General features: G+C 41.8%; 11 protein-coding genes, 1 pseudogene and 1 riboswitch. Of the genes and pseudogenes, 8 read left to right on the top strand and 4 right to left on the bottom strand.

Annotated features, from left to right (window positions below; translation table 11 throughout):
• The 5 genes from L650_RS0109115 to L650_RS0109095 form a co-directional block, all read left to right on the top strand.
• A partial coding sequence (locus L650_RS0109115; RefSeq protein ID WP_085065456.1) for an efflux RND transporter periplasmic adaptor subunit occupies positions 1 to 847 on the top strand: 847 nt, incomplete at its 5' end.
• A gap of 11 nt (positions 848 to 858) precedes the next feature.
• Positions 859 to 3,999: an efflux RND transporter permease subunit gene (locus tag L650_RS0109110; RefSeq protein ID WP_029772914.1), complete on the top strand. Its 3,141-nt coding sequence runs from the start codon at positions 859 to 861 to the stop codon at positions 3,997 to 3,999.
• 111 nt (positions 4,000 to 4,110) lie between these two features.
• Positions 4,111 to 4,193: riboswitch (cyclic di-GMP riboswitch) on the top strand.
• A gap of 95 nt (positions 4,194 to 4,288) precedes the next feature.
• Positions 4,289 to 4,855 (top strand): hypothetical protein, encoded by a 567-nt coding sequence (locus L650_RS0109105; protein ID WP_029772913.1) that lies wholly within the window; start codon positions 4,289 to 4,291, stop codon positions 4,853 to 4,855.
• A gap of 119 nt (positions 4,856 to 4,974) precedes the next feature.
• A complete protein-coding gene (locus L650_RS0109100) occupies positions 4,975 to 7,092 on the top strand; it encodes a S9 family peptidase (protein WP_411157023.1) in 2,118 nt (705 codons plus the stop codon).
• Positions 7,093 to 7,152: 60 nt separating this feature from the next.
• The gene (locus tag L650_RS0109095) at positions 7,153 to 7,551 is read left to right on the top strand and encodes a hypothetical protein (RefSeq protein WP_029772911.1); all 399 of its coding nucleotides are present in this window, start codon (positions 7,153 to 7,155) and stop codon (positions 7,549 to 7,551) included.
• Between the two features lie 16 nt (positions 7,552 to 7,567).
• Here the strand turns inward: L650_RS0109095 and L650_RS0109090 are convergent, their stop codons facing one another.
• Complete coding sequence (locus tag L650_RS0109090) at positions 7,568 to 8,323, bottom strand: LytR/AlgR family response regulator transcription factor (protein ID WP_024033980.1); 756 nt, start codon at positions 8,321 to 8,323, stop codon at positions 7,568 to 7,570.
• Positions 8,324 to 8,563: 240 nt separating this feature from the next.
• Here L650_RS0109090 and L650_RS0109085 point away from each other — a divergent pair, with 240 nt between their 5' ends.
• Positions 8,564 to 11,506: a TonB-dependent receptor domain-containing protein gene (locus tag L650_RS0109085; RefSeq protein ID WP_029772910.1), complete on the top strand. Its 2,943-nt coding sequence runs from the start codon at positions 8,564 to 8,566 to the stop codon at positions 11,504 to 11,506.
• A 282-nt stretch (positions 11,507 to 11,788) separates the two neighbouring features.
• Here L650_RS0109085 and L650_RS0109075 read toward each other — a convergent pair.
• Positions 11,789 to 12,266 (bottom strand): annotated as a pseudogene (locus tag L650_RS0109075) (Dps family protein).
• Between the two features lie 346 nt (positions 12,267 to 12,612).
• On the opposite strand from L650_RS0109075, the gene L650_RS0109070 reads away from it, so the two are divergent.
• The gene (locus L650_RS0109070; RefSeq protein ID WP_024033977.1) at positions 12,613 to 12,822 is read left to right on the top strand and encodes a hypothetical protein; all 210 of its coding nucleotides are present in this window, start codon (positions 12,613 to 12,615) and stop codon (positions 12,820 to 12,822) included.
• Here L650_RS0109070 and L650_RS0109065 read toward each other — a convergent pair.
• Together L650_RS0109065 and L650_RS0109060 are read right to left on the bottom strand one after the other, a co-directional pair.
• A complete protein-coding gene (locus L650_RS0109065; protein ID WP_004585990.1) occupies positions 12,819 to 13,424 on the bottom strand; it encodes an alpha/beta hydrolase in 606 nt (201 codons plus the stop codon). The genes L650_RS0109070 and L650_RS0109065 overlap by 4 nt on opposite strands.
• A 17-nt stretch (positions 13,425 to 13,441) precedes the next feature.
• Entirely contained in the window at positions 13,442 to 13,978 is a 537-nt protein-coding gene (locus L650_RS0109060) for a YaeQ family protein (RefSeq protein WP_029772909.1), read from the bottom strand.
• Positions 13,979 to 14,069: 91 nt separating this feature from the next.
• On the opposite strand from L650_RS0109060, the gene ylqF reads away from it, so the two are divergent.
• Positions 14,070 to 14,923, top strand: an 854-nt coding sequence (gene ylqF / locus L650_RS0109055; protein WP_085065455.1) for a ribosome biogenesis GTPase YlqF, incomplete at its 3' end; no start/stop codon positions are given.

The following is a 14,923-nucleotide window of genomic DNA, read 5'->3' as shown; positions in this document are numbered from 1 at the left end:
AGCCGAAGCCGATTTAGCGCGTGCAAAAGCGGCCTTAATTGAAGAGCAAGCGCAGGCAAAAGTAGCCGAAGACGAAGCAAAGCGTTTTCCGAGTAAGGCACGTACTGACTTGTTTTTACGTAAACCGCAGGTGCTAAGCGCCCAAGCAGCGGTTAAATCTGCGCAAGCCGCATTAAAAAGAGCGCAACGCGATTTAGAAAACTGCGATATAAAAGCACCTTACGATGCGCTTGTTATAAGCCGCAATGTGGGGGTGGGCCAGTTTGTGGCTATGGGCGCACAAGTGGCCGATTTAAATAATATAGAAACAGCAGAGGTTATTATTCCTATTGCTGGTTTTGATAGCGTATTTTTACCGGAGCGAATTAAGGGCATTAAGGCCACTATTATTCAAAAAGGTTTAAACAGTTTTACACGTGAAGGCGTGATTGACCGCGACCTAGGTATTGTAGATAACGCGACGCGTATGAGCAGCTTAGTGGTACGTATTGAAGACCCATACGGCTTAAAAACACAGCAACCGGCTATTAAATTTGGCAGCTACGTGCAGGTTAATTTTGCAGGCGCCATGCTTAATAATATTTACCGCTTGCCGCAATCATTAGTTAATAACCAAACGGTGTGGATAGTTAACGAAAACCAAGAGCTTGAACCGCGCAAAGTAACCGTAGTGAGAGAAGAAGGCGAGTACTTTTATATTAGCAGCGGACTTAACGCCGATGATAAGTTGGTTACCACGTTACCTGAGTACCCACAAAAAGGCATGCAGGTTAAAGTGGCTGGCATGGGCGAGCCAAGTAACGCTAATACAAACACCGAAAGTAGCGCTGATGCGCAACAGTTGTAAGGTGTAAATTAATGAGCGAATCAATTGAAAAAAAACAAACCGGGTTAATAGCTTATTTTGCTAAAAACTCTGTTGCAGCCAACCTAATGATGGTTTTTATCATCATCATGGGGATTATTAGTTACTTAACCATTCAGCGCCAAATGTTTCCTAATGTAGAAATTAACTACATTAATGTTGAGGCAAATTACCCCGGTGCCTCACCACAAGAAATTGAAGAAAGCATTCTTATAAAAATTGAAGAATCACTAAAGGATGTGACCGAAATTAAAAAGGGCGTGTACCGCGCCTTTAGAAATGGCGGTAGAGCAAGCCTTGAAATTAACACCGATGCAGAGCTTACCGATGTACTTGATAAGGTAAAGCTGCGCGTTGATGGTATTGCAACCTTTCCTGCGGGCATGGAACCGGTCACCATAAGTCAGATTGAGTTTAGGCAAGATGTTATAGGGATGACCTTAGTTGCCGATTTGCCGCTGACAGAACTCAAACCAATTGCCAATCAAATTGAAGATGAGCTATTACAGCTATCAAACGTGTCGTTGGTAGAAAACGATGTGCCGCTTGATGAAATAGCCATTGAAATCGAACCAGACACTTTGCGCCAATACAACTTAACCCTAAGCGATGTAATGACCGCTGTGCGTAATTACTCTGCTAATTTTTCGGCGGGGCAACTAACAACAGATGCAGGGATTATTTCTGTTCGGGTTGAAAACCAGTATTACTCCGGCGATGAGTTTAGGCAAATTCCGGTAAAAATAGGCGACTACGGCGCTAAGGTATTGCTTCAAGACATTGCTGTTATTAAAGACCAATTTACCGAAGGCGAGCGCTACTTTAAATTTAATGGCGAAAACGCAGTGTATATGTCGGTAAAGGCAACGCAAGATCAAAACATGATCCCCGTTGCCGATTCGGTTAAAGCATTTATTGAGCAAAAAAATACCCAGCTGCCACCGGGCGTTAGGTTAGAGCCATTAATGGACATGACATACTACCTAAATGCGCGCCTTGATATGATGAAAGCTAACTTGTTTCAAGGGGCAATATTAGTCGCTATTATGCTTTCGTTATTCTTGCGCTTTAAATTAGCGCTTTGGGTAATGATTGGCTTACCAGTGTGCTTTTTAGGCGCCATGATGCTAATGCCTTTATTTGGTATAAGCATTAATATTATTTCGTTGTTTGCTTTTATTATGGTGCTCGGGATTGTGGTAGATGACGCCATAGTAATAGGAGAGGCCGCCTATACTGAGGTTGAAAAAAGCGGAGGTGGAGTTGAAAACGTCGTCCGTGGTGCTAACCGTGTAGCAACCCCTGCTACATTTGGCGTACTAACAACCATTGCGGTGTTTGCCCCGTTTACACTTTCGAGCGGGCCAGAAAGCGCCTTCTTTTACGGTATTGCTGTAGTAGTTATGCTGTGTTTAGTATTTAGCTTAGTTGAATCAAAACTTATTTTACCGGCGCACATTGCCCACACGCACTTTTCACCTATTAAAAAAGGGGGCTGGCGCGATAGGTTTAATACCCGCTTTTTTGGTTTTGTAAATGGCCCTTATAAGCGTTTTATATCGCGTTGTGTAGATTGGCGTTGGACAGTATTGTTTGGCTTTATTGCTATGTTTTTTATAAGCATTGCGCTGATCACATCAAATAAAGTACGCACTGTACCCACTCCTAAAGTGCCGCATGATTTTCCGCAAATTCAAATAGAAATGAATGACAATGTGTCTGATTTACAAACTATTGCAGCTATTCGTGAAGTAGAAGCCATGGTGTTAAGAGTTGATGAAGAAACAGAGCGTGAATTTGGCCAAAAAATAATTCGTGATGTACTGGTATTTAACCAAGGCAGAACGGAGTCTCAGTTACTTGCGCCGTTGGTTGATGAAGACTTACGCCCTTATAACGCGTTTGAGCTTTCGCGCCGCTGGCGAGAAGCTATGCCAACCATTGCCGGTATTAAATCACTCACTATTGAAGATGATGTTGGCGGCGGTGGCGGCACCGGCGAAGGCGAATTTGGTTATTTACTGTTTGGCTCTGATATAGAAACGCTTAATGCGGCAGGCCGTCGTTTTATTCAGCTATTGCAGCAACAAAAAGGCTTGTTTGATATAAGCTCAACCATTGACCCTGCTAGCAAAGAAGTGCAAATGAGCTTAAAACCTGTAGCTTACGATTTAGGGCTCGACCTTGCTAACATTGCAAACCAAGTAGGCGCTAGTTTTTATGGTGGCGAAGCGCAGCGTGTAATACGTAACGGCGAAGAAGTAAGAGTAATGGTACGTTACCCTAAACTGACTCGCGAAGCGTTTTCATCGCTAAAACACACTGTAGTTACTACACCGCAAGGGCGTGAAGTACTTTTAGGCGATGTGGTCGAATTAACCGAAACGCCGGGTATTAGCTATATTCGCCGTGAGGGCGGTTATCGTACTGTTTATGTGTACGGCAGTATTGATGAAGAAGTTATAGAGCCAGGCGAAGTGGTTTCGCAAGTAAAAGAAAACTTACTGCCGCAACTTAAAGAAGAATACCCAAGTGTAAAATCAGAGCTAGGTGGCGCAATAGAAGAGCAACAAGCGCAAGCTAATGAGCAGCTGCTGTTTTTTGTAGGCGGCATGATTTTAGTTTATATATTGCTTGCTGTACCACTTAAAAGTTATGCCCAGCCGCTTATTGTTATGTCGGTTATTCCGTTTAGTTTAACGGGGGCTATTTGGGGACACTTTTGGTTTGATTTAGACATTAGCTTAATGTCGGGCTTTGGTTTAATAGCCGCGGCCGGCGTAGTAATAAACGACTCGCTGGTAATGACCGACTACGTAAACCAAGTACGCCGAGAGGGTGTAACCGTTAAAAACGCGGTAATAGAAGCCGGTTGTGCACGCTTTAGAGCAATATTATTAACCTCTATTACAACCTTTGCAGGGGTTCTGCCCATAATGTTTGAAACCAGCTTACAAGCTAAGTTTGTAATCCCTATGGCAGTAGCGCTAGGCTTTGCGGTAATGTTTGCAACACTAATCACCCTTATATTGGTGCCGTGCTTGTACATTATTTTAGGCGATATTGGCGGCGTGTTTAAAATGGCTTTTCGAAAAGTATTTAGGCGAAAAGTCCCTATAAACCAAACCTCTTAAACTATTAAAAGCCAACTTTAACAAGTTGGCTTTTTAGTTATTTAGGGTTATATAAAAATCTCGGTTACATTCTTTTGTTTGAATAAGCTTTGCGCACGTTTTATAATCACTTTTTTCTGTTGGCAAATTAGTCGAAAGGCTAAGACGCAAAGTTTCCGGTCTAAGGTGTAAACTACGATAGCGGGGCTGCTGCATAATTTTTATACGGTATTGCTTGCCCTCAGTGTCGTTTTTGTGTATCCATATGATATGGATAAAATTTTGTGACTCTTAAGGTGTTACTGTGTTTATGCATACGTCGTTGGCCTGTGGAAAATGGTCAACTATAGGTTGTTTAAACCATCATACTCAATTGTTCATTGGGGATGTGGTTAGTGTAACCTTTTCAGACATGCAAGGAGTGCTTGTTGATTTATCGTTTGATTATAAAATTACCTCTTTAGAACAAGGTGAGCCTCATGCTTGGCCACGCTTAGTTGCTGAGTATATAAACGTGCATGTGCCCCTGGTAAGTGCAGGTAGAATGACCAAGCAAGGGTTGGTTGTTGGCTATCGAGATAACGAAATATTTGCCCTAGAAAGTAGCGGTATTAATAAGGCAAAGGTTGATTTTCATTGCATTGCAAAGTGCGATACCCCCGCTAAGTGCACCAACCAAGCATATGATTTTGTATACCCTAATGGGGGCGAACAATACAACGCGGGGACTCGCGTACTGCAGCCTAAAACAGGTTATATATACCAATGTAAGGCATGGCCATTTAGCCAATTTTGCAGAACCAATAATGATAAAGACCCAAGCTTTGAACCTGGTATCGGAAAAAGCTGGGCAATGGCCTGGACTAAGGTCTCTTAACGCTTTTAAAATAAAAACCATCTTCCCATGGGTGTAATGACAAGAATAAAATTGCAGTAATTTTAAAATTTGGACTTATACCTCAAGCCCACTCTCTATGAGTGGGCTTTTTTATTTTTATGATAAACTGCCTGCATTGTTATTTTTTATACGGTTTTGTTGTGTCTTTAAGTGAATTTTCTTCTCAATCATTAGCTCGTTTTCCTGTTGCTAAAAAGCAACCTTATCAATTAACTATGCACAATAAAACGCGCACCGATAACTACTACTGGATGCGCGATGATGAGCGCGAAAACCCAGAAATACTCGCCCATTTAGCGGCCGAAAATACATACTGCGATGAGCAACTAGCCGCAATAAAACCACTTCAAAGCAGTGTTTTTGAAGAACTAAAAGGGCGCATCGTAAAAGATGACAACACAGTGCCGGTTAAAGATGGCAAGTACTGGTATCACTCAGAGGTACGTGGTGACGATGAGTATTCGCGCCATTTTAGAAGCATAAGTATTAACACCGATAACAAGCAGTTACTTCTTGATGTGAATGCTTTAGCTCAAAACCATGAATTTTACGAACTAGGTGAAGTCGCGCTAAGCCCATGCGAGCAATTAATGGCATACAGCGAAGACACCGAAGGGCGCAGAATTTACAGCGTACATTTTAAAAACCTGCAAACAGGTGAAATGCTCAGCGATGTTTTAGAAAACACTGAAGGGCAAATTGTTTGGGCTAACGACAATAAAACCGTATTTTACGTTAAAAAAGACTTACAAACGTTACTGGGTTTTCAGGTGTTTAGGCATGAACTAGGCACAGCGCAAAGCCAAGATGTCATGGTGTATGAAGAGCACGATAAAAGCTTTTTTATGGGCTTGGGTAAAAGCCGAGACGAGAGCCTTATTATTATAGATTTGGCCACCACCGAAACAAACGATACCTGGGTGCTTGATGCCAATAACCCGCAGGGAGAATTTTACGCATTACTACCGCGCGAAGAAGGGCATGAGTTTGATATAGATAAACACGGTGATACTTATTACATAGTAACCAACTGGCAAGCTAAAAATTTCAGACTGATGACGGCAACAAGCGAAACGATTGCAGATAAAACGCAGTGGCAAGAGCACACCGCGCACCGTGAGCATGTGTTGCTTGAAGGCGTAGAGATATTTGACGACTTTTTAGTATTAACTGAGCGCGAGCAAGGTCAAGCTCGCTTTGTTGTTATTAACCAAGCTCAAGAGCGCATGGCGCTTGAATTTAGCGACCCATGTTACTATGCCGCTGTGGCGATGAACCCCGAGCCACAGGCGCGTTCGGTACGTATTTATTATTCAAGTCTAACCACGCCTGGAACGTTGTACGATGTTGATTTAGCCACGGGCAAAAAAACATTGTTAAAACAGCAGCAAGTACTGGGCGGGTTTGATAGTGCACTTTATGCCTCTGAGCGCTTATTCGTGACAGCACGCGATGGCGTGCAAGTACCTGTTTCGTTAGTTTATAGAAAAGACACCTTTACCAAGGATGGCACTAACCCACTGTTTCAATATGGCTATGGTGCATATGGTTACACGATAGATCCGAGCTTTTCGAGTACCTCATTGAGTTTGCTAGATCGCGGTTTTGTGTATGCGATTGCACATGTAAGAGGCTCCGAAATGCTAGGACGCCATTGGTACGAGCAAGGTAAAAAAGAGCATAAACAAAATAGCTTTAGCGACTTTATTGATATTACAAAGGCTCTTGTAGAGCAAGGCTACGGTGATAAAAACAAAGTATTTGCCTCTGGCGGCAGTGCAGGTGGTTTGTTAATGGGCGCTGTATTAAACCAAGCGCCAGGGCTTTACTTAGGTGTAGGGTGTCATGTGCCATTTTTAGATGTGTTAACCACCATGCTAGATGAAAGTATTCCACTTACCACTAACGAGTATGATGAATGGGGCAACCCAAACGATGAGCACTTTTATGATGTAATAGCCGCGTACTCACCGTACGATAATATTAGCGCCCAAGACTACCCGCATATTTTAGTCACCACAGGCCTGCACGACTCTCAAGTACAATATTGGGAGCCTATGAAGTGGGTAGCAAAAATGCGAGAACTCAAAACCGATAACAATATACTGGTATTCAAAACCGACATGGATGCTGGGCATGGCGGCGCATCTGGGCGTTTTAAAAGCCTTGAAGAAAAAGCCCTCGAAATGGCCTTTTTTATCGCGCTTATAAATTAACTGCAAAATACGCAAAATGTATTAAGCTTTAATGAAGCACTGATATATAAAAGGTTATTTATGTTTGGAGCACATGGAGAGTTTTATATTTGCTCTCAGCCACCCACCATGTATTTAAAGCTAATGGGTAGTTTTAATAATGAAGGAATTACTTTACTAACTAATGGCGTGGTGAACGAACTAAGTATGCACCCCAAAGGAGCGGTAAAGTGTGTTGTGGTTAATTTAGAAGAATTTGAGTTAATAACTGTAGATAGCATGGACTCGTTAGAGGCGTACTTTGCCAGCGTAAAAGAGCGTGGCTACGAACGCGTAGATTACTTATATGCAAACATTATTGCTAAAAATATGTTCGAGAAGGTCTGGAACAACAGCGATATTGAAGTTAACTTTTATAAAGACTCAGAAAGTTACCTACATCAACACCCAGACGATGAATACATTAAAACTCACTGGTAAATAGAATTACAAGCCCCTATGCTACGGGGCTTATAATGCTCTCTAGGCAGTTTTTGTACCTTCTTGATAAATTTAACGAGATATTGTTTTTAAGCTTCACTTTATAGTCGCCGCTGTCTGTTGGCATAAGCTCTTTTATGGCATGTTTTCTAACAAGCGTGGAGCGGTGAATACGTATAAAACCTTCAGGCTCTAGCTGTTGCTCAATGTTTTTCATGGTTTCACGGTGTAAAACGGGGGCGCTGTTACCATTAAAGTGCAGCTCTACATAATTACCCGCACCGTTTATCCATACAATATCGTTAATATCTATTAAACGTACCTTTCCTACATCTTTAACAACAATATGTGCAGCAATGGGTTGCTCGTTTTCAGATGCGGCTTTAAACAAGCGCTCGGCTTGTGTGGCTAATGGGCATAAATGAATAAGCTTATCGAAGCATTTTTCAAGCCTTGAAGCGGTTGCATCGACTGTTAAAAAATCGACTGCGCCGACTTCAAACGCAAAATTAGCAAATTCAGCCGACCTAGCAATCACCACCACTTTCATTGTTTTAGCCAATTCAGTTAGGTGCACTATTTGAGTAGGATCATTTAAATTAGATAATTCGTAAAAAAGCACATTAAAACGAGAGGTATCTATTTGATCTAAACGCTGCTCGGGCAGTTGCGTTTGCGAATCAAAGTGACGGTGAGCTTGCACCTGCTGAGTTAAGAATGTTGCAAATTTGCTCGTGCTAACTCTAATTAGTGCATGAAAGTAAGTAATCATAAAAAATCCATCTCTAGAGTGTGTAGTTATAAAGACCGTGTATTTAATAAAAAATGTTAAAAAAATTTAATCTAATTTATAACAATCTGGGATAAGTACCTTCATCCCATATATCCTGCTGTTTGTACCTGACTAAGTGCCTATTAAATAATGCGCATAGTGTCTTAAAATTATTCCACTTAATGTTGAAATGTTTGTAACCAACCAGTTACAAAAATAACATTTCAGGGACATTATAGTATGAAAAAAATAAATAACTTAGATAGTCGTACATTTAAAAAATCTTCATTGTCTTTAGCACTTAGTGCGACAGTGCTTGCTGGCTTTTCTTTTCAAGGTATAGCCGCAGAAGAAGACGAACTAGAAAAAATAGAACGCGTGCAAGTAACGGGTTCTCGTATTCGTTCAGCCGAGGCGATGTCATCTGCACCTATACAGGTTGTAAGTGGCGAGGCAATTGATGCATCGGGTTCTTTAAACATTCAAAACCTACTGCTAGAAAACCCAGCATTTGGTTCTCCAGCTATTAGCCGTACTAACTCTAACTTTTCAACTGCAAGCGCGGGTGTAGCTACTGTTGATTTGCGTAACTTAGGTTCAAACCGTACTTTAGTACTTGTGAATGGGCGCCGTTATGTATCGGGTGTACCTGGTAGCTCGGCAGTTGATTTAAATACCATTCCTAGTCAATTTATTGAGCGCGTGGAAATTATGACCGGTGGCGCATCATCAGTATATGGCTCTGATGCGGTTGCAGGTGTAGTTAACTTTGTACTAAAAGATGACTTTGAAGGCGTAGAGTTTGAAGGCCAATACGGCGAATCAAGCGAAGGCGATGATGAATCGCGCCAGTTTTCTTTTACCTCGGGTTTAACTACGGGTGATGGCAAAGGTCAAGCCATGTTCCACTTAGGCTACTCAGACCAAGGAGCTGTGTTTTCACGCGATCGTGAGCGCTCTGCAGTAGACCAATTTTCAGGTATTTATTTTGAAGACGATCCGGCGGCAAATCCGGGCTCTATTTTTGAAGCCGTTAACCCGTTTTTCTCATCATTTCCGCCACAAGGGCGTTTTGATGCAGGCGATACACGCTTTACTTACGATCCAAACAACAACTTACAAGACTCGTTTAGCACCAATGGCGGTGACGGTATAGATGCCAACGGCTTTAACCGAAGCGGCGTACGTACCATTGCTATACCAACAGAGCGCTACTTATTTGCCTCAAATGGTAGTTACGAGTTAACAGATAAACACAGCTTCTTTTTTGAAGGGACGTATGCATCTAGTACCACTATTTCAGAGTTAGAGCCTTTTCCGTTTGCCTCAGATGACATTTATGCCAATGGCCGCGTGCCAATTGAGTTTGACGTAAATGGTGAAATGCTCAGAAATGCCTTTGTGCCAGATGATATTTACAATGCAGCAACAGACACCGACGGTGATGGTGCTAGAGATATCTTTTTTGCAAAACGTTTAAGTGACGTAGGTAACCGTGGTGCCCGTGCAGAGCGTGATACATTCCGCTTAGCTGTGGGCTTTCAGGGTGAGATTAACGACAGCTGGTTTTACGATACCTACTATGTGTACGGTAAAACGAAAGAGTCGCAAGTATCAGGTGGCTTAGTAAATGTACAAAGCTTTCGCCAAGGTTTAGAGGCGGTAATTGATAGCCAAGATTTAGATGCGGATGGCATTACCGATGAAGCGATTTGTATTGATGCAACAGCGCGTGGCTTTAATTGTGCGCCAGTAAACATTTACGGATTTAATTCACTATCGCAAGGTGCAATTGATTTTGTAAGTGCGCCAAGTACGCTTTCTACGTCGGTAGAGCAAGAAATTATTGGCGGTAATGTCTCAGGTGATTTATTTGAGCTGCCTGCGGGTATGGTAGGTATTGCGGCTGGTTTTGAATACCGCGAAGAGTTTTCTCGCAGTGAATTTGATGCCCTACAGCAAGCAGGCTTAAATGCCGGTAATGCAATTCCTGCAACCGAAGGTTCTTTTGATGTAACTGAATACTATGTTGAGGCTAACATTCCTGTGCTGGATGCGGTAACAATGAACGCCGCAGTCCGTTTATCTGACTACTCAACAGTAGGTAATACAGAAAGCTGGAACGTAGGTGTTGATTGGGAAGTGATGGATAGCTTACGCCTTCGTGCTACCCGTGCTCGTTCTACACGTGCGCCTAATATTGATGAGTTATTTTCACCGCCTTCGCAAACATTCCCAAGTGGTTTAAACGATCCATGTATAGGTGTTACAAACAGTGGCGGTGGCGCTGTAGGTGATGCGTGTCGTGCCGATGCGGGTGTTGCAAATAATATTGCATCAAACGGTGAGTTTACCCTTAACCAGTCTGATTTACAGGGTATTAGTGGTTTTAACCGTGGTAACCCAGACTTAAAAGAAGAAGTGGGCGACTCTGTGACTGTGGGTGTGGTATTTACCCCAGAGGAGCTAATTTCGGGCCTTGACGTTACCCTTGATTACTTTGATATAGAAATCACAGATGCGATTGTATCTACACCGCGCCAATTTATTTTAGACCAATGTTATGGCGGTGGTGACGATAGCTTCTGTAGCTTTATAACTCGTCGTAGCGGCCCTTCTGGTAATAATAGTGCAGGTTCACTTGAGTTTATTGACAGTGGTGTATCAAATAGTGGTGGTTTAGGAACTGAAGGTGTTGATTTAACACTAACTTACTCTGCCGATATTGGCCCAGGCGCATTTAGAACTCGCCTTGCATACACTTACTTGATTGACGGTTACACTATTCCGTTACCGGGTGCGGATAAAGATGAGTTTGCAGGTGAAATTGGCGCATCTGAGCACAAAGCTAACTGGAACTTAGGCTATAAGCTTGATGACTTTGATTTTAACTGGAGCATGACCTACATAGGGGCTGCTGACTTTGATGATCAATTCTTAAGTGGCTTTGGTATACCTGCTGGCGGCGTGGGTATTGGCTCAGTAACCTACCATGATGTACAAGCAAGCTATCATATAAGTGACGCGGTAGAGCTATACGCCGGCGCTAACAATTTATTTGATAAAGAGCCTCCACGTATACTTTCAGGTGTTAGTGGCTCAAGCACAGGTACTGAAACCGACGCAGGTACGTATGACCCAATCGGACAAACCTTCTATATTGGTTTTAGAAGTAAATTTTAAGCAGTTAATACTGCACAATTGTCGTTTTTCCAGCTTCACTTAATTAAGGAGCTGGTATTAACAAAAGCCCCAGCCGTTGCTGGGGCTTTTTAATGCCAGCGCGAAAAGGGTGGGCTTGTTTGCTTTAAAATTATTTATGCTCCGCTTAAACCAAAAACAACGCCACTGGTAACAGTGGCGTTGTTTAGTCAATAGGGGGCGCTAATATAGTATCCGAATCGCAAAGAAATTTACGATTCTCCCTATTTGTAGCCCTCCCCTTTTGAGGGCTTATTTTTTAGCTTAGTCTAAGTACGCTTTTAACATCCATACTAGTTTTTCTTGCTCTGAAATATAATCACCCATTAATGACGCTGTACCTTCATCATCTGCATCACCTGCTTGAGTAAGTACTTCACGTTGCATTTTAATTAGTGTGCTGTAGCCAGCTAATAGGTTTTCTACGGCTGNCTGCCGTACCATCGCTAATGTTTTTAGCTTCTTTAATTTCACTTACTTCTAAGTAATCAGAAAACGCATGAAGTGGCGCGCCATCTAACGTTAAAATACGTTCAGCAATTTCATCTACTTTTTCAAGCAGAAGATTGTAAATCTCTTCAAATTTAATGTGTAATTCAAAAAAGTTACGGCCTTTAATATTCCAATGAAAACCACGCGCATTCATGTATTGAATTTGGTAGCTGCTCAATAATGTATTGAGTGACTTAACAATGTCTTCGCTTTTTGCGCTGTTTAAACCAATTGCATTTACCTGTGACATACCTTGCTCCTTGATGAACCGTTTATTTATGAACTGATGATCATTATTGCTCAGTGCTATTAATTAGTAAAATTGTTTAAACCAGTCAATGCAATAGGTTTTAACTATTAATAACGTGCAGCGCAATAAATCACTCATACAATATAGATGGGTTGAATTTATTAAAATTCTACCCCTTAACAATAAAATAAAGACAAAACATGGATAAATTATGATCTAAAACAAGTTTTCTACAAGGTTGAATATTAGCTATTTGATGTATTGATCTAAATCAGTAAATGCTTATAGCTGTAGCGCATAATTCACTCAAGAAAAATAAATATCTTAAATTTATTGGAGAGCGATTATGGATGCAAAAACAGTAAAACAAAATAAAGCAGAGTTAATTGTGGTAGGTATAGCCGTTATAGCATTTGTATTGGGGCTGGTGGCGCATTTAGCAGGCGCAAGTTTTGCTAATGCCGACACGTTTGGCTACATTGCCGCACCCATGCCACTTATTTTAGGGGTGATATTTTTAATCAGTTATAAAATAGCAGAGGCGGGCGAAGACTAGGCTGCTTCGTTAAGGCACTTAATAATGTACTCAAGCACTTGGCGAGAGTAAATCATACTGGTATGGCTTAAATGAAATACTTTATGCTCAGCCATGCCTTTAAGCTTGGTTTCGTCTAGTAAAACGGTGCCATCGGACTGACTGCCTTTGACAATTAACGGCATTAACCCAATGGGCAAATCGCCAGCAATACTGTAAAGCTTGGCCTTAAACGGCCAGTTACCATTTTTAGTGAGTAAAAACTCGACGCTGTTTTTTAAAAAGGTTTCAAACCCTTTTTGCTTCATCTTTTGCGCTATGTGGCTGCCTTGATGGGGTGTGCCAAGCGTAATCACTTTAGTGACATGGTGACTCGCTGGCGTGCCTGCCTCTAAGTAGGCGCGGGCAATTAATCCGCCCATAGAGTGACATACTAATGCAGAGGGCTCATCACCAATAAACTCATCTATTTGTTTAAATATGGTGCTTAAGTTTGGGTCGAGCGTATTGTAAGTGAGATTAAGTACTTTAACTCCAGACTGTTCAAGACGAGAGCAGAGCGGGCGCATAACAAAGCCCGACATATAAAGGCCGTGTAATACAATAACGTGGTTTATTTTCATACGCCCTTACCTACAATTTACATTAACCGTTGCGGTTTTATTTCGATATTAGCCGTATCAGAACTGACCCACACATCACCATCTTGAACGGTAATGGTAAGTTTTATATTGCGGTCGGCTAAATCTGCAAGTGCCTGAGTAGCGGCGTAATCAAGGCTAAAAATACTTAAGTTTTTAAAATCGTACAACTTAGGTTGATGTTTTTGCCACCAAATAGCTTGGTTGTTTTCGCCATAGGTATAAAGCACCACTTTTTTAGCTTTATTGCAGGCTTTTTTAAGACGCTTTTCATCTGGCAGGCCCAGCTCAATCCACAGCTCTATCTCTTCACTGTAGTTTACATGCCAAAGCTCAGGTTCATCGTCGGCACTTAAGCCTTTGGTAAACTCTAAGCCATCACAACTATTTAGTGCATAGGCTAATAAGCGAATCATCAGGCGTTGCTCGGTTTCAGAGGGATGCTGTGCCAACGTTAAATTAAAATCTTGGTACACGTGGCGGTCCATATCGCTTAACGATAATTGCGCTTTAATAATGGTAGATTTAAGAGCCATAATATCTAATCTAAAAAAATTTGCGCCAGTATAGCGCAATTAAATGAATTGCCAGTTAAAATAGCGTCAAATTATATGTTAGGAGTTAAAAATGGCTATCCAGTGGTTCCCTGGGCACATGAATAAAGCCCGTAATGAGATTAAAGAAATAATGCCGCAAATGGATGTGATCATTGAAGTGCTTGATGCACGCATTCCTTACAGTAGTGAAAACCCTATGGTAACCACGCTTCGTGAAGGCAAGCCGGTCATCAAAATTTTAAATAAGGCGGATTTAGCCGACCCTAAAATGACCCAAGCGTGGAAAGACTATTTTGAGCAAGAAAGTGGCGTTAAAGCCATCGCGTTTGGTCATGATAAAGCCGCTGAGGTGCACCGCATTAATGAGCTTTGTAAAAAATTAGTGCCACATAAAGTGGGCGCCGATAAGCAAATTAAAGCCATGATCATGGGTATTCCAAATGTGGGCAAATCAACGTTAATTAACGTATTAGCTGGGCGCATAGTTGCAAAAACGGGTAACGAGCCTGCGGTAACAAAAGCGCAGCAACGTATTAAGCTTGAAGACGGCATTATGCTTTACGACACACCAGGTATGCTGTGGCCTAAAGTAGAAAACGAGAACTCGGGTTATCGTTTAGGTGCCACCGGTGCAATACGTGACACAGCGCTTGAATACGAAGATGTGGCAAGTTATACCGCAGAGTATTTATTAAAAGCCTACCCAGAGCTTTTAAAAGCACGCTATAAAATAGATGAACTGCCAGAAAGTGACTGGGAGTTTGTAGAAATGGCCGGTAAAAAGCGTGGTTGTATTCGTGGCGGTAACCAAATAGACACCTATAAAATGTCTGAAATACTGATTAACGAATTACGTGATGGGATTATCGGCCGTATTACCATGGAAACCCCAGCCATGCGTGAAGAAGAAGAAATTATGGTAGC

This window comes from Pseudoalteromonas sp. TB51 (assembly GCF_000498055.1).
GTDB classification, from domain to species: Bacteria; Pseudomonadota; Gammaproteobacteria; order Enterobacterales; family Alteromonadaceae; genus Pseudoalteromonas; species Pseudoalteromonas atlantica.
The sequence above is the reverse complement of the archived record's forward strand: the minus strand, read 5'-3'. Positions and strand labels throughout refer to the sequence as shown.